The organism is Streptomyces sp. NPDC052107 (genome assembly GCF_040680215.1).
Lineage (GTDB): Bacteria > Actinomycetota > Actinomycetes > Streptomycetales > Streptomycetaceae > Streptomyces.
Genome location: NZ_JBFAWG010000098.1, coordinates 1 through 19732 on the forward strand (window position 1 = coordinate 1; position 19732 = coordinate 19732).

Sequence of the window (19732 nt, forward strand, 5' to 3'; positions counted from 1 at the left end):
CTTGCGGCCCATCTCGCACAGGGCACGCTTCGTCGCGGCGATGGCGGCATCGGCCGCCTTGCGGGCCATGGCGGTCTTCGCGAGGAACTTCGGCCTAAAGTCCTCCACCGCGACCCGGTCATGGCCGCGCATCACGGACTTGGCCCACCTGCGGCCGGTGTCCTCACGCTGCCTCGCGATTGGGCCCGGCGGTGCATCGGCAACCGGTCCTTGATGTCCTTCAGCGCTTTGGCACGGGACTTGGCAAAGTCGCGTATCACCTGCTGCCGCGGCGCCGACGCGCCCTCAGCCAGCCAGGGCGTCACCCCGCGTGCCTGGGTCAGCATCTTGTCCAACTGCCCCGGACCACAGGTCAACTTCTCGCCGGTCGCCCGGCTCTGCGCGTGCACCTGCCTGGACTTCGCGACGCACTCATTCCAGATCCACCGGCAGCGCGCCCACTCCGCTTCAAGCGCGCGCCGCGCGGTAGCCGACAGGCGCACACGGAAGGTGTACCGGGCATGCCCGGTGCCCTTCGTGGCTGCCTCTGTCGTCATACATCCGAACCTACCCGAGAGGACTGACAGTTGAGAGTTCTCAATCATTGTGGGCGACATCACCGCCGTGCGGGGTGGACGCCGGATCGCCCTGACGGCGATCCAGCTATCCCTGCCCTGCTCCGCAGGAGTCCGATTCCTCCCCGGCCTGAAGGACTCCGTCGGGAAATCCGCAAACCGGTGATGGCGAATGGTCCTGACTGCCAGGATCGGCTTGTCATCGATCAAGGGGGTCGGATGTCGCTGGAGTCACGGCGCGATGTCGGTGTGCCGGAGCTGACCGCGCGGGTGGTGCGGGCCTCGTTCCCGAAAGGCACGCTGTCGATCCGTATCCGTGAGGCGCTCGGCCCGCTGTTCGAGGACGAGTCCTTCGCCCAGGCATTTCCCGCGCGGGGCCGGCCGGCAATCTCCCCGGGAGCGTTGGCGCTGGTGTCGGTGCTGCAGTACGCGGAGGGGCTCAGCGACCGGCAGGCCGCCGACCAGGTGCGGGCCCGGATGGACTGGAAGTTCCTCCTCGGCCTGGAGTTGGACGACCCCGGCTTCGACTTCTCCGTCCTGGGTGACTTCCGGGCCCGGCTGATCGAGCACGGCCTGGAGGAGAGGGTCCTGGACCTGGTCCTGGCGCGGATTTCCGGACTCGGGCTACTGCGGGCGGGCGGGCGGCAGCGGACGGATTCCACCCATGTCCTGGCCGCAGTGCGGGTGTTGAACCGGATGGAGTTCGTCGGCGAGAGTCTGCGGGCGGCGTTGGAGGCCCTGGCCGCGGCCGCTCCGCAGTGGCTGGGCGGGGTGGCGACCGCCGAGTGGGTCGAGCGTTACGGGACGCGGATCGACTCCTACCGGTTCCCCAAGGGCGAGAACGTCCGCCAGGAGTGGGCGGAGCGGGTCGGCCGGGACGGCTTCACGTTGCTGGAGGCCGCGTTCGCGCCCGATGCGCCGGGCTGGCTGCGGGAGATCCCGGCTGTCCAGGTCCTGCGCCGGGCCTGGGTGGAGCAGTACCACCGCGACGGTGAGGAGGTGCGCTGGCGGGAGGCGAAGGACCTCCCGCCGGGCAGACACCGGCTGTCCTCGCCCTACGACCTCGATGCCCGCTACGGGGTGAAGCGAGGCTCGGGCTGGTGCGGCTACAAGACCCACCTGAGTGAGACGTGCGAGCCAGACGCCCCGCACGTGATCACCCATGTTGTCACCACGGACGCGACCGTCGCCGACACCGAGGTTACCGATACCGTCCACCATGGCATGGCTGCACGGGAGTTACTGCCCGATGAGCACGCCGTGGACACGGGCTACGTCACCGCCGCCCACATCGTCACCGCTCGCGACGACCATCGGATCGATCTGCTGGGACCCGTGGGGCTGGACACGGTCCATAAGCGCCACGACGGTGAGCACCTCGCCCAGAGTGCCTTCAGCGTCGACTGGGACAGGAGGAGGGTCACGTGCCCGCACGGAGCGGTGAGCGCAAGCTGGTCCGACCAGCACAAAGCCAGCGGCACCTGGATCTCCCGCGTGCGCTTCGCGTCCCAGGACTGCGAGCCGTGCCCGCTGTGATCCCGGTGCACCACGGCCTCGAACGGCAAGTGGGGCCGTCAGTTGACGCTTCTGCCCCGCGCGCAGCAGCAGGTCCTGGAACAACGACGAGCCGAGCAGCAGACCACGCAATGGAAGGCCCGCTACGACGTCCGGGCTGGCGTCGAAGGAACGGTCTCGCAAGCGGTACGACGCACCGGAATCCGCCGCACCCGCTACACCGGACTACCCAAGACCCACCTGGGCAACATCCTTGCCGCCACAGCGATCAACCTCATCCGCCTCGACGCCTGGCTCAACGGCACACCCCTGGGTAAGACGAGAACCTCACACCTCGCCACTCTCGGACTGGCAGCCTGACCCCCACATCGGTTTGCGCATTCCCCGACGGAGTCCTTCAGGCCAGGGCATCCTCGGAGGAACCCGGTGAACTGCACGAGCTCCTGGGCATGCCCACGGACTTAACACCCTCTCAGGTGTCGTAAACCGTGGAGCAGTGTCCGACGTGCGCGACCCACACCACGACCGTTGTCGATCGTGTAGACGACGCGGTAGTCGCCGGCCAGTAGCCGACGGCGTTCTGGCTGCGACACGAGCGCGGTGGTGTTGAATCCGAGGGGATTGCTCTCCAGCTCGGTCAGCTTGGCCAGGATGCGCAGCGCCATGTCGCGGGGGATCTTGCGAAGCTCGGCCTGTGCCTCGGGGCGGAAGACGGTCCGGTACTCACTCGCCGCGCGCCGGCGTCTCCCTCATGATGTCCTCGATCGGGATGCCGGGCGCCGGATTGGCCATGCGCTCGTCGATGATCCGGTTGATCTCGCGCTCTTCCCACTCCTGGTACTTGCGCAGCACCTCGGTGGAGACGACGACGGCGACCTCCTTGCCTCGGCGGGTGATCACCGCGGGCAGATCGTCACGGTCCGCACGGTCCACGACCTCGGCGAGGTGCGCGCGCACCTCGCGGACGGACTCTATGAGCAGCGACTGCGTCATGCGCCCAAGGGCACCGAGTGTCCTCTGTGTACACAACGCGCCGACGCGGCGGGCGGACGGGCTTCCCTCGTCGAGGTCGCGTGTGCTGGATGTGCTGGATGAGCCGACACCGTGCCGGATCGGTGCTGGACCGGATCTTCGACGGGCACGTTTCCACAGGTCATAGCTCTGCACTGAACGTTCGAACTTCATGGACTGATTCAAAAAATATTTCTCGCGCCTATTACTTGACTCGCTCCAATCTAGGCGTAATGTCGGATTAGTCAGGTTCAACGTTCAACCGGATGGCGGAGGTGCTCATCGTGGGCTCGATCCTCGTTGTCCACCTCCCCTCCCCGGCTGCCTCCTCGTCGGTGGCGGCACGCTTGAGCGCCACTGACTGCCGGATCATGACTCGCTGTAACGAGACCGCCCTGCCTGCCCGCACACCGTGCCCGGGCCTCGCGCAGGATCCGGCAGACAAGGGTCCCGCTGTCCGGGCCCGCTGATCACCCTCACCATCTTCGGAAGGGACAACCACCATGTTCATCAAGACCCCTCAGGTTCGCCGGCTGGCCGTTGCCGCGGTTGCAGTCCCCCTGCTGGCACTGGCCGGCGCCGGAGCCGCCCAGGCGGCCACCCCAGCGGCGGCCACCCACACCGCGTCATCCAACGTCACCACCACCTCGGTCGTGCCCACCGCCTACCAGTACGGCGGTGGCGGCCACGGCGGTGGCGGCCACGGTCACGGCGGCTACGGCTACGGTCACGGCGGCTACGGATACGGCGGCTACGGATACGGCCACTTCAGCGGCTTCCGCCACGGCCGCTGACCAACCGAGGGCGGGCATGGCGTGAGACGTCGAAGACCACACCAACGTCCACCTGTACCCGCGCTGTCTGCGGAGAGCGTCCCACCCCGGGACGCCCTCCGCGCAACACCCCAGCGCGGGGGCCGGGCCGGGATCCGGGAAACGACAGCCGCCACGGCGGCCATCCCGTCCCGCCCCTGGCCCCGTCGCGCCCCAACGGACCTTTCCACCACCACTGGGCTGGCGGCCGCGCCGGGCGACCCGGTCCACCCGTAACAAGGAGCTCGAAGTGACAGACAAGGAAACCCAGCAGAACCAGCTCCCCCCGCAAGTCGACAAGATCTCCGCTCCTCCACGGGACATGCGCAACTTGGACGTGTGGGCGCGCTCCACACCGATCCACCTTGCCGGCTACGGCGACGACCCATCAGAGCCGCACATTCTTCGCAGCCTCGACTGAGTCCCCAGCCGTCCCGGCCGGGCTCAGCGAGCAGCGGGGGTCGTCGAGCGGTTCCTCTTGGCCCACCCGACGCGCACCCGCCGTGTGCAGACGGCATCGCGAACCTGCACGGGCTGCTGCCGAACGAGCGGGTCACCGCGCTCGCCTGGGGTAGGGGGGTAGGGGGGTAGTGGCGGGCTGTGGGCCGGCGGTTCAGCGGTTGGGTGGGGCTACCAGGCTGGACTCATAGGCGAGGACCACGAGTTGGGCGCGGTCACGGGCGTGGAGCTTGGACATGGCCCGGTTCATGCGGGTCTTGGCGGTCAGTGGGCTGAGCACCAAGCGGCCGGCGATCCGATCGTTGGACAGGCATTGCGCGGCGAGGGCGACGGCCTCGCGTTCGCGACTGGTCAGCTCTTCCAGCTGCGTGCCGGTATCGGGGGGCGGCTGGGTGACGTACCGGTTGATCAGCTTGCGGGTGATGGATGGTTCAAGCCCATGGGTCTGATGCAGGCTTGGGAGACAGCTTCGGTCACGCGGCCTGATCCAGATCACGATTGCGATCCGCAGTTCCGGCGACCCGCACGACACCCCCGCGCAACCCTTCGGGCTTCGGCGCGACGACATCCTTTCCACCCGTCCGACAGGGCAGGCCAGTTCAGATGTCACCCGATCGTGCATCAGACCCCTACACCTCAAGCACAGCTGGTCAGTGCAGTAGCGATGTCGTAACTAGAAGGATCGACGGGCAGGTTCTGCGGAACCGCAGAACCGTATATACACTCACTTATGCCATAATCAGGGATTTGCCCGATTATGGGCACTGGGTCCGCCGCCTCAGAGCAGCACGTCGGTGGCCCGTGCGTGTAAGGAATGCCTTTCTGTGCGCTGCAGGCGCGTTCCTGCAGCGCGTCCGCAGGGCCGGTTCCGGCCCCTTTGGTCACTCGGAGTATTCATGAGCACCTCTGCCACGGACCCGCGCAGCATCCGCGAACTGCTCGCTTCCCGCTTCGGGCGTCGCGGTTTCCTCCGCGTCGCCACCGCGACGAGCGCGGCGGGGAGCGCCGGGACGCTGCTGTCCCCGGGGCGTGCCTCGGCCCTCGTTCCCGGGTCGGCCAAGGTACCCCCTATAGCCAAGGCGTCCGCGCTCCCCAACGAGATCCTGCAGCCCGGCAAGGGGCCCATCCACGGTCAGCACTACCTGCATTCCCTGCCCGACCAGGTCCGCTGGGGCTACGTCCCGGCGCTCGGCGCCGCGCCGGTGCTGCGGATGCGGTCGGGGGAAACGGTGACCGTCGATTCGATCTCGCACGAGGGCCTCCTGGAGGACCAGGGGCGCGACCCGATAGCCTTCTTCGGCGCCCACGGGGTGCCCGCTGACCAGGTGCTCAGCGACGCGATCGCGGTTGCCCGCCACTACACCAGGACCCGCAGGAACTTCGACGTCGACGGGCCGCACGTGGTGACCGGGCCGGTGTATGTCGAAGGCGCGAGGCCCGGTGACGTGCTGAAGATCGAAGTGCTCTCGCTGCTGCTCAGGGTTCCCTACGGTGTCGTGTCGAACCGCCACGGGTTGGGTGCCCTCGCCCGTCGACCCGGCGGTGGACCACCGGCGGGCATCACGTTGAACGAGGTCATGCCGCCGGTGTCGACCGACGGCCGTGCCACGCGGAATCCGTTGGACTACGGCGACGTCTTCGAGTTCACGCCGGTCCGCCGAGGCCGTGACGGTGGGCCCGTCGGAGTACTGCCGGCGGGGACCTCGGGCCAGGCAGCGTTCCCGCTCCACCCCCACATGGGCATGATGGGCGTCGCCTTTGCCTCGGCGGACTCGCTCACGGCGCCGCAGCTCAACTCCATCCCACCGACCCTCGGGGCCGGCAACATCGACATCAGACTGCTCGGCGAGGGTGCAACCTTCTACGTTCCGGTGTTCTCGGAAGGCGCGCTGTTCTACACGGGCGACTCGCACATGGCCATGGGCAACGGCGAGGTGGCGCTCACCGCGATGGAGGGGTCGCTGCGCACAACGTTCCGACTGACGGTATGCAAGAAGGGCTCCGGCGACGCACCGTCCGTGGCCTTCTACTACCCGTTCGCCGAGACTCCCCAGGCGTGGGTGGCGGTCGGCCTGTCCGACCCCGACGGATCCCAGCACGGGCAGATCACCGACCTGAACATCGCCATGCGGCGCGCCGTCGTCAACGCGCTCAACTTCCTCCAGCACGATCTCGGGATGGACCGCGCGGTGGCGTACGCGTACCTGTCGGCGGCGGCCGACTTCGACGTGTCACAGGTCGTTGACCGTACCGTCGGCGTACACGGCATCATAGACAAGAGCCACTTCAGCCACGTGCACCACGGCAGCGGACACAGCGACGGGGCGGGCAAGTGAATGGGGTGAAACGGCGGCCGCAGTCCTCCCTACACGCGCTACGCCTGCGTGGACGGGGTAACTCGCCTGCCGCTGCCAGGGGTTCGGAGCTGTCGGCGGGTGAAAGCGTGTGAGCGTGTTGTGGTGTGTATGAGTGAGTGCGGTGGCTGGCCAGGTTCCGTACGACATCGGGGGAACGGAAGTTTGTGGATCGAATGGGTGACCTTTGGGGGAGGGGCTCGTTGGGTGTGGTGAGGACTTTTTCGGTGCCGGAGAGGGAGGGGCGGGGCATGGGTGCGCTGCGGGAGGTGGCGGCGCCGTTCGTCGCCCTCGGCCCGTCCGGCGTCGCCGTCCGTACCCGCCTCAAGCACCTCACGGCCGGCGACGAGGAGGTGCTCAGGCTGGTCGGCGGGCATCTCGGCACGCTGGCCGGTCGGGACCTGCGGGTCCGCTGCGCTGCTGGTCTCGAGCACGACACGGACGCGTGGGCGCAGCGCAAGCGCGCTTTGACGCAGGAGTGCTCCTCGCGGTGGGCCGGGTCGGTCACGCTCGCCCGCCTCCACCTCTGGGCCGAGCCGGCAACGCAGGGAAAGCCACGAAACCGAGACGGCCTGCGCTGAGCGGTCGGCCCCGCAACCACCCAACGAAGTTCAGTGGCCCGCTGTGACGCGAAGTCTGATGGTGCGGGATTCAGGGCGAAGCGCAAACTCCGGCCGCACGTCCGGTCCACAGGCCCGCGAGCCAAGTCCGTGCTGGACCGCATCGATGATCAGGTGACTCGTCGTCGAAACGGGAAGCTCGAAGGGGTGCTGGGCTCGGGCGATCTGCTGGGGGGTGTGACGGCTGAGGGTGAAGCCCGGACGCCGTCCGGACGTGTCCTGGAGTGCCACGATGTGGAGCACCTCGCTCTCGTCGCTCAGCAGCGTCAGCCGGCGCAGTTGGGAGCGGTGACCGGTCTCCTGGGGGCGCGCGTAGTCGACCGAGAGGTCGCGGATGGTGGCGGAGAAGCGGCCGGTGCGCGCCGCACACAGACTGTCGGGGTAGGACTCGAAGGGCCCGAGGCCGAACCACTCGGCGCCGTCGACAGCAGCCGCGCCATCGGGAAGATCGAACCGAATCCCGATCCGTGGCCACACCGTCCGCCAGCCGCTCGAAGGCTCGATCTCGACACGCAGTTCCAGCTCATCGTCCTCGAGGGACCAGACGGACTCCACCATCACCGACAAGGCGGAGCCCGCCGCGGAGACCTTGTCGATCGTGCGCAGGGACTGAGCGGCCTGTTCCACGCACACGCGTCGCGTGGTCAGCCGGTCGAGACCGTCGCGACGCCACAGGTCGGCGTTGGAGACTCCGGCGACGTCGGCGTCGCTGTCCTCGACCTCGTCGGAGGCGCTTTCGTCGTTGTCGGTCGGCGCACGGAAGAGTTCCAGCCGTGGGCCCGTCACGGCGCGTCCGGCGAGTCGTACGAGGGAACCGCCGATGAACTTGGCGATTCCCAGCGTCAGGGTTCCGTCTCCCGGCTCCCAGTCGGCCCGGGGCCGGACAGCGGGAGCCGTACGAGGTGACGAGCTGTCCAGTTGGGCCGTCGCGACCACATGTCCCTCGGGCGCCCAGGCCGTTCCGGCTGCCAGTGCCGCGTCGATCGTGAGCCATGTCTCAGCGTCCGGTGACACCCGGATACGTGGCAGCGGCACGCGCTCCGAGTCACCCGGTGCGAGGACGGGGACCTCCAGGTCCCCACGGTCCACGGGAACACCGTCGTGCTCGACGCGCCAGCGGAAGCGCAGGTCGGAGGTGTCGGCGGAGTGACGTAGGTTCGTGAGTGCGAGCTTGTCACCGTCGAAGTCGAAGCGGATCGGTTGTACGACTGCCTTGAACTCGTGGAGGCTGGGCGTCGGCACGTCGTTGCTCAGCAGCATTCCGTCCATGACGAAGTTGCCGTCGTGTACCACCTCTCCGAAGTCACCGCCGTAGGCGTAGTACGGCGTCCCGTCCGGGGCCGTTGCCAGGAGGCCGTGATCGCGCCACTCCCAGACGAAACCGCCGTGCGCGCGCGGGTACGCGTGGACCAGCGCCTGGTACTGGTCGAGCGCTCCCGGCCCGTTGCCCATCGCGTGCGCGTACTCGCACAGCAAGAACGGCTTGGTGCGTTGCCGGGCGCTTTGGGCGGGAGTGCAGTTCATGAGCGTCGAGCGTGCGTTGTCGGCGCCGATCTGCTCGATCTGCGGCACTGTTGCGTACATGCGCGAGTAGATGTCGGTGTACTCGCCGGTGTGGTCACCTTCGTAGTGCACGGGGCGTTCGGTGTCGCGGGCGTGGACCCACGCCGACATGGCGGCGAGGTTGCTGCCGGTGCCTGCTTCGTTGCCGAGCGACCAGATCACGATGCTGGGATGGTTCTTGTCCCGTTCGACGGTGCGCTGGATGCGGTCGACAAGCGCCCCGCGCCATGCCGGATCGTCGGAGGGATTGCCGGCCCAGTCGACCTTGTCGAAGCCATGCGTCTCCAGATCGCATTCGAGGACGACCCAGAAACCGAGTTCGTCGGCGAGGTCGAGCAGCCGTGGATGCGGCGGGTAGTGGCTGGTGCGGATGGCGTTCACGTTGAACCGCTTCATGCGGGCCAGGTCTTCGCGGGCGTGCTCCTCGTCGAAGACGCGCCCGCGCTCGGGGTGGGCCTCATGGCGGTTCATCCCGTGGAACACGACGCGACGGCCGTTGACCAGGAACTGGTCGCCGCGGATTTCGACTGTGCGGAAACCCACACGCAGGGCGATGGTCTCTGCGGTCGTCGACACGGTGGCGTCGTAGAGGCGAGGCTGTTCGGCCGACCATGGCTCCACGCCGGCGACGTCGAGGGGGGCCACATCGGCGGGCGTGGCCCAGACCTGCTCGATACCGAGTTCAGGGATGCGCAGGGCGACCGGGAACGCCGCCGCGTCGGCGGTGACCTCCGGGTCGATGTGACCGTGCCTGTCGTCGAAGCCGGTGCGCAGCCAGACGTCCTCGATGCCTCCGGCCGGCCGGGCGATCACGGTGACGTCCCGGAAAATGCCCGGCAGCCACCACTGGTCCTGGTCCTCGACGTAACTGGACGCCGACCATTGGTGCACCCGCACGGCGACGACGTTGTCGCCGGGGCGCACCGATGAGGTGACGTCGTACTCGTGGGCGAGCCGGCTGCCACTGGCGCTTCCGACCTCCACGCCGTTCACCCACACCCTGAAGAGCGACTCGACTCCGTCGAACCGGAGCACGATGCGCTCGGCGTCCGACCAGTCGGCTGGTATGTCGAAGTGCCGGCGGTAGTCGCCGGTGGGGTTCTCGTCCGGCACGTGGGGTGGGTCGATGGGGAAGGGGAACTGGATGTTCGTGTAGATGGGCCGCCCGTAGGCTCCGTCGCCCTGGAGCACCCAGTGGGAGGGGACCTGGATGCTGTCCCAGCTGTGGTCGTCGAAGCCTTCGGCCGCGAAATCCTCCGCCGCCGACGCCGTGGGCGACAGACGGAATCGCCACGGCCCGTTCAGTGACCGACAGGGGGCGTCGGAGTGCAGCCACGAGCGCGCGGGACGCAGTGCGCCACGTCCTGGTGCGATGTCCGAAACACGAGCGGAAAGTGTGGACGGCAAGAGGTCACGACTCTTTTCGGTGGCGAGTGGGGGACGGTTGAGCGCCCGGGGACCGGTCAGCGGACCACGATGGTGCGGATCTCCCAAGGACCGAGGGCGAGTTCGAGCCCGTCCCGCACGGAAGTCTCGGAGAGGGGCCGACCAAGCAGGTCGACCGTCGTGGCTTGGGTGAACGGGCCGGTCACGCGGGCGTGCGACTGCGTGGTGCTCATCGCGACCAGCCGGATCTCCGTACCGGCTCCGCGATCGGCGTCGGTGACGCGACGGACGCTCGAGACGAAGACGTCCTTGCCCTCGACCCGCACACCGATCCTGTCTGGGGGCAGGGGGCCTTCGGCGGTCGCGGTTCCACGGGTGACGAGTACGTTGTTGCGGAACTCCTCCGCGCGGGCGACCGCGTTCGCACCCTGCCAGCCGGTTGCCGACGGCAGGACCGCGAAACGGTTCTCGATGCGCATGCCCAGCTCCTGTGCGCCCGGCGCTGGGATCTCGCTCGCCGCGGGTTCGTCACGCAGGGGATGGATGTTGACGCTGATCGAGCCGATCGCGCGCAGCAGGGTGATGGCGAGTTCGGAGCCGTCGTCGATGAGTTCGTACTCACTGGAGTGGTCGAGCAGGACGTTTGCGGCGCCGGCCGACACGAGCGAACTCGCTGGAAAGGTCGGAAGGGGGTATTCGCCCCAGCCGCCCTCCGCGGTGAGCCCGCGCTCGGTGACGGCGAACTGCCCGGCGGACGCGGACGTGTCCACGGGCTCGGGCAGCGGCACATGAAAGCGCAGCCGGTGGTCGGCGGACTGGTTCAGGAACGACGTGGAGACACGGACGAACGGCTCGCCCACGCGGACTTCCACGAGTGTCTCCACCGGCGTCGGCACGGTCCGGCCGCCGCGCACGTCGCGGTCGGAGGAGAGCGCGGAGGGCCACTCGTAGACGCGGGTGACCCGCAGTCGCGACCGCAGTGGGCCGCTCTCCAGGAGTTCGACGCGGACCTCCATCGGCTCCGACACGAGCACATCGTGAGCCGGTGGGGCGTAGTTGTAGCTGTCGCCGCGGTCACCGCCGTCGACGAGCCGGCCGACTCCGTGCAGCACGGTGCCGTCGGCGCCGGTCACGTCCAGGGTGCCGTCGGTGGTGACCGCGACCTCTACCAGCCCGTTCGAGAGCGTGCGGGCCGTCGCCGTCGAGGGAGCGAGGGGCATCGCGGGGGTGGCGGGCCGGTCGATCGGCGTGACCCGGAAGCTCGCCAGCCCGCAGGCGGGAAGGCGCACGGGCACCAGCGCGGTGGCGCGGGCCTCCGCCAGCGTCAGCACCCGCCACTCACCCGGATGCGCGGCGGCAGCGGCGGCGACCTCGCGGCGCAGGATCAACAGGTCGAACGGTCCGCCGGTCGGCACCTCGGCGAGGTGGAAGACGAGCGAACCCGGAGTGAGTTCGTAGCGGTCGATCAGGCGGCCGAAGAGCTCGCGGCGATGGATACGACGCAGCACGCGTTCGAGTTGCGAGGCATCCATGCGCTCGTCGCCGAGCACGGTCGGGGCCTCGGAGATCAGTTGTACGGGATGTTCGGAGCCGTCCGCGGTGATGGTGACCAGTGTGGTCGCCTCGGATGGGGCCGCGATCTCCACCTCGGCCAACGCCATGCGGGGGAACGGCAGCGGATTGGCGACCAGGTGGCCGTCGCTCGGCACGAGGGCGGCGGGCTCGGCGAGGGCCGCGTCCCGGACGGCGCGTGCGGTCTGCGCGGCTTCGGCGAGCCGTGCCTCGACCTGGGCGCAGGTCTCGTCGGTGCCGGAGCCGACGACCGAGTCGTGTGCGGTCGATTCGATGATCTTGTGCCAGGCGAGCGAGAGGAACGGCGAGTCGTCCCGCGGGGACCACAGGGCGTTCGCCCGCTCGGCGTGGTCGATCGTGCGCTCGGCGAGAGCCATCCGCTGCTTGAGCCCGAGCCGTACGGACAGCACGCCCGGGAGGATGTTGCCGCGCACATGACTGCGCAGTTCACCGGTGACGACGGTGACCACCTCGTCGCGCACATGCTTGCGGACGTATTCGTCGAGCGTGGCGATGGTGATGACGCGCTCCCGGTTGGACGCGCGCCGCAGCCAGGTCGCGAGCTGCGGGTCGGGCGCGTTGTGGTCGGTGCCGGCCATCGCCAGCACGGGGTCGGCACCCCACCGCTGGGCCGTCATCTCCGCGTACTCGCCGAGCGCCGGGCCGATCCGGTCGGGTACCAGGAGGACGTCGAGCCCGTTGTCGTAGCCGTCGAAGAGGAACTCGGTGCGCACCTCGGAGCCGTCGGGAGCGCGCCAGCGGAAGGCGTGGCCGTCGACGGCCCCGGGCACACCGCGCCACAGTGCCGCGTGCTCGATGCCGGCGCGCGCCAGGATCTGCGGCATCTGCGCGATGTGGCCGAACATGTCTGGGAGATAGCCGATGGGCATCGCGCCGCCGAGGCTCTCCGCGGCCGCCCACCCCATCTGCAGGTTCCGGACGATGGTCTCGCCGGAGCAGAGGAACTCGTCGAGCAGGATCAGCCACGGGCCGACGGCCAGCCGGCCCTCCCGGACGAGGGCCGCGACTCGATCGCGGTGCTCCGGGCGCATCTGCAGGTAGTCCTCGACCGCAGCCATCTGGCCGTCGACGGTGAACCGGAAGTCCGGGTCCGCCTCGGCCGTCTCCAGCACCGTGTCGAGGGCGGTGACGAGTCGGTGCCGGAACACCTGGAAGGGCTCGTACCACTCGCGGTCCCAGTGGAAGTGGGGCACGAAAACGGCGGATTCGGGCATGGCGGCAGTCACCTTCTGCGCGTGGGGTGGGCGTCACTTGAGGGAGCCGGCGGCAAGCCCGGTCCGCCAGAACCGCTGGAGGAGCGCGAACACGACGATCACGGGCACGATCGACACCAGCGAACCGGTGATCACGGACTGCTGGAGCAGCGGGGCCCGGGCGGTCTGGCCGTTCCACTCGTACAGGCCTAGCGTGATCGGGAACAGCGACTCCTTCTGGAGCATCACCATGGGCAGGAAGAAGTTGTTCCAGATGGCTACGAACTGGAACAGGAAGATGGTCACCAGGGCCGGTGTCATCAGCCGGAACGCCACCGAGAAGAACGTACGGAACTCGCCCGCGCCGTCCAGCCGCGCCGACTCGATCAGCTCCTGCGGAACAGCCGCGTTCGCGAAGATCCGCGCGAGGTAGACACCGAACGGGCTGACGATGCTGGGCAGGAAGACCGCGAGGTAGGTGTTGACGAGCCCGGTCGCCGAGAACAACAGGAACAACGGCAGGGCGAGCGCCGTGGTGGGCACGAGGACGCCACCGAGGATGACGGAGAACAGGAACTCCCGGCCGCGGAACCGGAACTTGGCGAGGGCGTAGCCGCATAGCGCGGAGATCAGGGTCCCGACAGCCGCGCCCAGCACGGCGTAGAGGACGGTGTTGAGGGCCCAGCGGCCGAAGACGCCATCGCTGCGGGTGAACAGGACACGGAGGTTCTCGAACAGGTTGAAGTGCGAGAACACCAGCCCGTTGGTGGAGGCCAGGTCGCCCTGCGGCTTGGTCGCCGCGACGATCAGGAAGTAGACCGGCAGCAGGAAGTAGACGGTCAGCAGGAGCATCAGGGCCATGGCGGCCGTACGGCTGACGCGGCTTTCGCGGATCACGGAGGGGACGCTGTTGCTCACAGTCCCGCCTTCTTCGAGGTCAGTCGCATGAACCCGAAGCTCAACACGAAGGTGATGACGGCGATGACCACGGAAATGGCCGCGGCCTGCTGGTAGTTGTTCCCAGACGCCACCGTGTAGGCGAGCATGTTCGGGGTGAACGTGCTGGAGATGTTCGAGGAGATCTGACGCAGCACGGCCGGTTCGGCATACAGCTGGAGCGTGCCGATGATCGAGAACACCGTCGTCAGGACGATCGACGGGGCGATGATCGGGACCTTGACCCGCCAGGCGATCGTCCAGTTGCTCGCGCCGTCGATCTTCGCGGCTTCGTAGAGATCCTGCGGGATCGACTGCAGCGCCGAGAACATGATCAGCATGTTGTAGCCGGTCCACAGCCAGGTGGAGACGTTCGCCGCCGACCACAGCACGGCACCAGGGCCGAGGAAGTCGGGCTTGAGGCCGATACCGTTCAACAGATCGACGATCGGACTGAGTTGGGGCGAGTAGAGGTACGACCACATGATCGCGGCGATCACACCGGGCACCGCGTACGGCATGAACGCGGTGATGCGGAAGAACCCCTTGAGCCTCAGCAGCGGGGTGTCCAGCAGCAGCGCGATGACCAGGGCGACGAACAGCATGACCGGCACCTGCACGATGCCGAACAGCCCGATGCGGCCGATGCTGGACCAGAACTCGGTGTTCTGGAACACCCGCACGTACTGCTCGAAACCGCCGAAGGCCGTGTACGACGTCCCGTACTGCCCTGCGGACCGGCGCACGACCCGGAAGCTCTGCCAGAGCGCGTAGCCGACCGGAACCAGATAGAACAGAAGGAACGGCAGGAAGAACGGGGTCAGGAACGCGGCGACGGTGCCCACGCGAGGGCCGCTGCGGCTGAGGCGACGGCGGCGGCCCCCGGGCGTGGTCACCACCCCGGCCGGACGGGTTGCGAGGTCGGTCATACCGCGGTCACTTGCCCGCCGTCGCCGGGATCGCCTGGTCCTTCATCGACTTCAGTGCCGCGGACTGGGCGGCCGTGAGCGCGTCGGTGAGCGTGCCGTCGCCGGCCGTCGCCTTGGCCATCGCGTCCTGGAGTGCCAGGTTCACCGTCTTCTGCGTGGGGCCCCAGGTGAAGCTGGTGTCGATCTTCTTGGACGAGTCGGCGAAGGTGTCGAAGATCTTCTCGTTGTTGTAGTAGGGCACACCCATCTTCAGCGCGGGAAGCTCCAGGCCGGCGTTGGCCGCCGGGTAGAGGCCGCCGAGTTTGTTCTCCATCGCCAGGGCGTCCGGGTTGGTGTTCAGCCAGGTGTTGAACTCCACCGACTCGTACAGGTGCTTGCTGCCCTTCATGAAGGCGACGGTCGACCCGCCCCAGTCACCGGACGCGCCGTTCGAGCCCCAGGTGGGCATGGGGACGATCGTCCACTTGCCGGCCTGCTTGGGCAGGTTGTCGCGGAACATGCTGTAGCCCCAGGCGGCACCGACGTAGCTGGCGATCTGGTCCTTCTGATACGCGGCGTACATCTGAGTCGACCCATTGGCGAGGTCAGTGCGCACGAGCTTGCCGGAGATCAGCTTCTGCCAGTATTCGGCGACCTGTCTGCTCTGGTCCGACTCGACGGTCACCTGCCACTTGTCGGCGGAGTAGCCGTACATCTTGGCGTCGTTCTGCCAGAGAAGCCCGTTGAACCACTCGGCGTTGTTCGGGTCGAAGAACGTGATGGTGAGGCCGGGATCCGCCTTGTGCAGGTTCTGTGCGGCCGCCGCGTACTCGTCCCAGGTCGTGGGGATGGCAACGTGGTACTTCTTGAAGATGTCGCTGCGCACGAAGAGGGCCATCGGGCCGGTGTCCTGCGGGATGGCGAACACTCCGGTGCCGCCGAAGCTGGTCTGCGACCAGGTCCACGGGACGAACTTCGACCTGGCGGCGGTGGCCGCTTTGCAGGCCGAGGCGTCCACGAAGGCGTTCTGGGTGCGCAGGTTGGGCAGTTCGTCGTAGCCGACCTGAGCGAGGTCCGGCGCCTTGCCCGCCTTGAGGGCGTTGCCGAGGGTGCCGTACTGGTCGTTGGAGATGTTCTTCGTCTCGACCTGGATGTCCGGGTGCTGCTTGTTCCACAGGGCGACGACCTTGTCCATGCCCGGAACGGTGTTCCAGTACTGGAGGGTGACCTTGCCCTTCGCGGGCTCGCAGGAAGATGCGGCCGCCTTGTCCGACGAACCGGACGAGGAGCACCCGGCGAGTACGACGATGCTTGCTGTGGCGGCCGCGACGGCGAGGCGGGTGCGCGTGACTGTGCTGCTCATGTTTTCCGTTCCCGAGAACGACTAGCGACGGCGCTAGACGGGTCGACGTTGACTCACTCAGACGGGATGCCGTGGTGGAAGTGGACAGGCGCAACGGTGTCCGTTCGGTCGCCGAGCACCGTGGCGGGAATGGGCAAGCTCATGTATTTTCCGTCCGTGAGCGTTCCCGTGAACGTTCACGGGAACGCTCACGGACGGTGCGAAACGTTCGGAAGTGTGCGCTCCGGTGCGTTCGAGTGTCAAGACTTCCGGGTCGCACAGGGTTCGTGGCAGCGCCGAGGCATACCCGGACCGCTGTGACGCACCGGTGGTGTCTGATGTGTGGAGGTGAGCGATGGTGCCGTCCGGGACCGAGTCCCGCAGGGTGACGATCCATGATGTCGCCCGCGCTGCCGGAGTGTCCCGGCAGACCGTGTCACGCGCGCTGAACGACAAGGGGGAGATCGAGGACTCCACCAAGCAGCGTGTGCTCGACGCCGCGCTGACGCTGGGATACCGCCCGAGCCGGTTCGCCAGGGGGCTGGTGCGCCAGGACACGATCAGCGTCGGTCTCGTGATCCCCGACCTGCTCAACCCGTTCTTCACCGAGGTCGCCGCGGCGGCGCTGGAAGCGGCGCGGGCCCGCGGCTGGCACGTCCTCGTCTACGACACTGCGGACAGCGCACAGGAGGAACTCGGCACACTCCAGGTGATCGCCTCGCAAGTGGACGCGGTCGTCGGCTACTTCAGTCGGCCCGAAGCCGAGATCGAACAGCTGACCCGGGGGTTGCCGGTGGTCCTCATCGACCGTGGTGAGCATGCCGAACGGTTCAGCTCCATCCGGATCGACGGCAGGGACGGAGTCAGGGCAGCCATCGCGCACCTCGTCGGGACCGGGCATCGGCGTATCGGCATGCTCGACCACGCTGCCCGGGCCGAGCCGAGCGTGCGGCACGCCTGGTTCGCCGATGGGCTGGCCGCCCACGGACTCGCCGAAGGACCGGTGTGCCGTGCGGATCAGAGCGTGGAAGGCGGCGAAAGCGCACTGGAAAGCCTGCTCACCACACACCCCGATGTGACCGCTGTCTTCGCCTTCAACGACATCATCGCCATCGGCGCGCTGCGCGGTGCACGCCGGATGGGACGCCAGGTCCCGCGCGACCTGGCCGTGATCGGCTTCGACGGAGTGAGGCTCGGCACGCTGGTCGAGCCCCCACTTTCCAGCGTGGCTCTCGACACACGCAGGCTCGGGGCACTCGCCGTCGACCAGGCCGCCCGACTATTGACCGGCGGCACCCCGCTCGGCCCCGACGACCTCGTGGCACGCGCGGAACTACGGCTGCGCGGGTCCGCCTAGATGCAATACGACGGCCTCGTCCTCGTCGGCGTAGGGGATCACCGAGAGCACCGGGCCGAAGATCTCCTCCTGGGCGATGACGGCGTCCGGCGCGACGTTGGCGAAGATCGTCGGGCGGACGTAGGCGCCGCGTTCGAGGCCCTCGACCGGGCCGGAGCCGCCGAACGCGACCGTGGCCCCGTCGGCGATGCCGCGCTCGATGTAGCCGGACACTCGGCCCTGCTGGGCGGCCGAGGACATCGGACCGATCCGGGTGGCCGGGTCGGTCGGGTCGCCCACGCCGTAGGAACCGGCGGCGGCCACCGCGAGCTCGACGATCTCGTCGTGCCGGCTCGCGGGCACCAGCATCCGCGTCCACGCGGCGCAGGTCTGGCCGCTGTTCATCCAGGCGTACTCGAGGCCGAGGTTGACGGCGTTCTGCAGGTCGGCGTCGTCGAGGATGACGTTGGCCGACTTGCCACCCAGTTCCAGGGCCACCCGCTTCACGGTGCCGGCCGCACCGATCGACACCCTCTTGCCGGCGCCGGTGGATCCGGTGAACGACACCATGTCGATGCCCTGGTGGCCGGAGATCGCTTCGCCGATCACCGGCCCGGCGCCGTACACGACGTTGACGACGCCCGCCGGGATCCCCGCGGCCGCGGTCACCTCGGCGAACAGGGCGGCGGTGAGCGGGGTGACCACGCTGGGCTTGAGCACACCGTGCAACCGGCGAGCAACGCCGGCGCGACCTTCGAGACGGTCTGGTACGGGGGGGCGTTCCACGGCGTGATCGCGCCGACGACGCCGATCGGCTCGTGCACGAGCAGCGTGTTGCCCAGTTCCTCCTCCCAGTCGAAGGAGTCGGCCACCGCCGCAAAGCTGCTCGCCACCTGGTAGGGCAGCCCGGCCTGCACTACCTTGGCGTACGAGATCGGCGAGCCCATCTCGGAGGTGACGGTGGCGGCGAAGTCGTCGATGGCGCCCTTGATGCCGTCGGCGATCCGGGCGATCGCGGCGGCCCGCTCACTGACCGGCACCGCCGACCACTCCGGGAACGCGCCCTGCGCGGCCGCGACGGCCCGGTCGACGTCAGCCGCCGTACCCGCCGGCACGTCGGCGATCACGGTGGCGGTGGCCGGGTTCACTACCTCGATGCGCTCGCACCCTTCGCCGGCGGCCTCGGCGCCGTCGATCCAGTGCTGGACAGCTCGCTGCTCGCTCATGCACCGATCTCCTCGCTGTGGAAGGGGCCGTAGGGCTCGGCAGTGTCGATGCGGTTGACGCGGACGCCGAGCGCGCGATGGATGGATTCGGCGTCGTCCAGGCCGCCGCCGGAGGTGTAGGTGCCGGCCATGGTCATGGCACCCAGGCCGATCCGGGAAACCCGCAGGCTCCCCAGCATGACGTGCTGCATCGGAGAACTCGTTTCTCGTCGGGAGTGTCGAAGGACGGTGCGTCAGAGGTAAGGGGCGAGGGCCGGCGTTTGCGGTATCCGGGGATACGCACAGAGCCCCCTTCCGGGACGTGAGCCGGGCCAGGCGGCGGTCCGCGAGTTCCTCTACTGGGTGAGCAACCTTGCAGGGCGATCGGCGAGTTCGAGTGCGCACTACACGACCCTGGGCTTGTCGAGCATGGAGCCGACGTTGTGGTAGAACACCCGATTCTCGACGATGTTGCCGTCCTTGATGGTGAATTGTTCGATGAAGTGGGTCAGCTCTCCGGTCGTGACGTCCTTGATACCGACGCACGCCGCGACGCGGTCGCCGTCGGCGATGGTGTAGTGCACCGTGATCGAGGAGACCTCGATGTAGTTCGGCAAAACCTGGGCGAGGCCGAGGAATTCGTGCTTGCCGTGGTAGGCCTTCCCGAAGGGCAGGAACACCGGCTCGATGACCGCGACGTCCTCGGACAGAAAGGAGAAGACTCCCTCGACGTCGCCGCGGTTCGCCGCTGCGAACATGCCTTCGACGATCGCGCGGTTCTGCTCGGTCAGTGATGTGGCTGCGGACATGGCGTTTCTCCTTTGAGGCGAAGGCTCTCGTGCGTCGAGATCCGTTCCTAATCAGTGAGCAGTAGTGAGTCTTGGACCCATACCTGGTCACTGCGGGCATCCCGAACGGTTTTGGATGTCCTGGTCGCCCGCTTTC

Annotated in this window: 11 protein-coding genes and 7 pseudogenes; 6 read left to right on the forward strand and 12 right to left on the reverse strand. The window is 68.1% G+C overall.

From position 1 onward, the window contains the following. Positions 1-536 (reverse strand): annotated as a pseudogene (locus AB0M27_RS40910) (hypothetical protein); the annotation flags it as partial. A gap of 237 nt (positions 537-773) precedes the next feature. Here AB0M27_RS40910 and AB0M27_RS40915 point away from each other — a divergent pair. Further along, positions 774-2429 (forward strand): annotated as a pseudogene (locus AB0M27_RS40915) (IS1182 family transposase). Between the two features lie 112 nt (positions 2430-2541). Here the strand turns inward: AB0M27_RS40915 and AB0M27_RS40920 are convergent. After that, positions 2542-2746 (reverse strand): annotated as a pseudogene (locus tag AB0M27_RS40920) (type II toxin-antitoxin system RelE/ParE family toxin). Between the two features lie 46 nt (positions 2747-2792). After that, positions 2793-3062 (reverse strand): type II toxin-antitoxin system Phd/YefM family antitoxin, encoded by a 270-nt coding sequence (locus tag AB0M27_RS40925; RefSeq protein ID WP_365730096.1) that lies wholly within the window; start codon positions 3060-3062, stop codon positions 2793-2795. Positions 3063-3583: 521 nt separating this feature from the next. Here AB0M27_RS40925 and AB0M27_RS40930 point away from each other — a divergent pair. After that, on the forward strand, positions 3584-3874 hold the full coding sequence (locus AB0M27_RS40930; protein ID WP_365730098.1) for a hypothetical protein: 291 nt from the start codon (positions 3584-3586) through the stop codon (positions 3872-3874). Between the two features lie 268 nt (positions 3875-4142). Next, complete coding sequence (locus AB0M27_RS40935; protein ID WP_365730100.1) at positions 4143-4313, forward strand: hypothetical protein; 171 nt, start codon at positions 4143-4145, stop codon at positions 4311-4313. 192 nt (positions 4314-4505) lie between these two features. Here AB0M27_RS40935 and AB0M27_RS40940 read toward each other — a convergent pair. Continuing rightward, a pseudogene (locus tag AB0M27_RS40940) lies at positions 4506-4787 on the reverse strand (helix-turn-helix transcriptional regulator); the annotation flags it as partial. Between the two features lie 460 nt (positions 4788-5247). Here AB0M27_RS40940 and AB0M27_RS40945 point away from each other — a divergent pair. Beyond that, the gene (locus AB0M27_RS40945; protein ID WP_365730102.1) at positions 5248-6687 is read left to right on the forward strand and encodes an acetamidase/formamidase family protein; all 1440 of its coding nucleotides are present in this window, start codon (positions 5248-5250) and stop codon (positions 6685-6687) included. Between the two features lie 269 nt (positions 6688-6956). Beyond that, a pseudogene (locus AB0M27_RS40950) lies at positions 6957-7220 on the forward strand (IS200/IS605 family accessory protein TnpB-related protein); the annotation flags it as partial. Between the two features lie 96 nt (positions 7221-7316). On the opposite strand, the gene AB0M27_RS40955 reads toward AB0M27_RS40950, so the two are convergent. From AB0M27_RS40955 to AB0M27_RS40975, 5 genes are read right to left on the reverse strand one after another with little or no spacing between them, the layout of a single operon-like run. Further along, positions 7317-10295, reverse strand: a complete 2979-nt coding sequence (locus tag AB0M27_RS40955; RefSeq protein ID WP_365730104.1) for a glycoside hydrolase family 2 TIM barrel-domain containing protein — start codon at positions 10293-10295, stop codon at positions 7317-7319. Positions 10296-10351: 56 nt separating this feature from the next. Then, positions 10352-13081 (reverse strand): alpha-mannosidase, encoded by a 2730-nt coding sequence (locus AB0M27_RS40960; protein WP_365730106.1) that lies wholly within the window; start codon positions 13079-13081, stop codon positions 10352-10354. Positions 13082-13114: 33 nt separating this feature from the next. Beyond that, positions 13115-13921, reverse strand: a complete 807-nt coding sequence (locus tag AB0M27_RS40965; protein ID WP_365730116.1) for a carbohydrate ABC transporter permease — start codon at positions 13919-13921, stop codon at positions 13115-13117. Between the two features lie 53 nt (positions 13922-13974). Further along, on the reverse strand, positions 13975-14925 hold the full coding sequence (locus tag AB0M27_RS40970) for a sugar ABC transporter permease (RefSeq protein ID WP_365730109.1): 951 nt from the start codon (positions 14923-14925) through the stop codon (positions 13975-13977). 7 nt (positions 14926-14932) lie between these two features. Then, the gene (locus AB0M27_RS40975) at positions 14933-16267 is read right to left on the reverse strand and encodes an ABC transporter substrate-binding protein (protein WP_365730111.1); all 1335 of its coding nucleotides are present in this window, start codon (positions 16265-16267) and stop codon (positions 14933-14935) included. A 334-nt stretch (positions 16268-16601) separates the two neighbouring features. Here AB0M27_RS40975 and AB0M27_RS40980 point away from each other — a divergent pair, with 334 nt between their 5' ends. Continuing rightward, the gene (locus AB0M27_RS40980; RefSeq protein WP_365730113.1) at positions 16602-17603 is read left to right on the forward strand and encodes a LacI family DNA-binding transcriptional regulator; all 1002 of its coding nucleotides are present in this window, start codon (positions 16602-16604) and stop codon (positions 17601-17603) included. Here AB0M27_RS40980 and AB0M27_RS40985 read toward each other — a convergent pair. The 3 genes and pseudogenes from AB0M27_RS40985 to AB0M27_RS40995 form a co-directional block, all read right to left on the reverse strand. After that, positions 17580-18808 (reverse strand): annotated as a pseudogene (locus AB0M27_RS40985) (aldehyde dehydrogenase family protein). The gene AB0M27_RS40980 and the pseudogene AB0M27_RS40985 sit on opposite strands and share 24 nt — an antisense overlap. A gap of 5 nt (positions 18809-18813) precedes the next feature. Next, positions 18814-18999 (reverse strand): annotated as a pseudogene (locus AB0M27_RS40990) (aldo/keto reductase); the annotation flags it as partial. 192 nt (positions 19000-19191) lie between these two features. Next, a complete protein-coding gene (locus AB0M27_RS40995; protein ID WP_365730115.1) occupies positions 19192-19596 on the reverse strand; it encodes a nuclear transport factor 2 family protein in 405 nt (134 codons plus the stop codon). Positions 19597-19732: the final 136 nt, after the last annotated feature.

Excerpts from the sequence above, each read along its gene's own strand:
- AB0M27_RS40925 (WP_365730096.1), bottom strand. The coding sequence starts at position 3,062 with ATGACGCAGTCGCTGCTCATAGAGTCCGTCCGCGAGGTGCGCGCGCAC.
- AB0M27_RS40930 (WP_365730098.1), top strand. The coding sequence starts at position 3,584 with ATGTTCATCAAGACCCCTCAGGTTCGCCGGCTGGCCGTTGCCGCGGTT.
- AB0M27_RS40945 (WP_365730102.1), top strand. The coding sequence starts at position 5,248 with ATGAGCACCTCTGCCACGGACCCGCGCAGCATCCGCGAACTGCTCGCT.
- AB0M27_RS40960 (WP_365730106.1), bottom strand. The coding sequence starts at position 13,081 with ATGCCCGAATCCGCCGTTTTCGTGCCCCACTTCCACTGGGACCGCGAG.
- AB0M27_RS40965 (WP_365730116.1), bottom strand. The coding sequence starts at position 13,921 with ATGGCCCTGATGCTCCTGCTGACCGTCTACTTCCTGCTGCCGGTCTAC.
- AB0M27_RS40970 (WP_365730109.1), bottom strand. The coding sequence starts at position 14,925 with ATGACCGACCTCGCAACCCGTCCGGCCGGGGTGGTGACCACGCCCGGG.
- AB0M27_RS40975 (WP_365730111.1), bottom strand. The coding sequence starts at position 16,267 with ATGAGCAGCACAGTCACGCGCACCCGCCTCGCCGTCGCGGCCGCCACA.
- AB0M27_RS40980 (WP_365730113.1), top strand. The coding sequence starts at position 16,602 with ATGGTGCCGTCCGGGACCGAGTCCCGCAGGGTGACGATCCATGATGTC.
- AB0M27_RS40995 (WP_365730115.1), bottom strand. The coding sequence starts at position 19,596 with ATGTCCGCAGCCACATCACTGACCGAGCAGAACCGCGCGATCGTCGAA.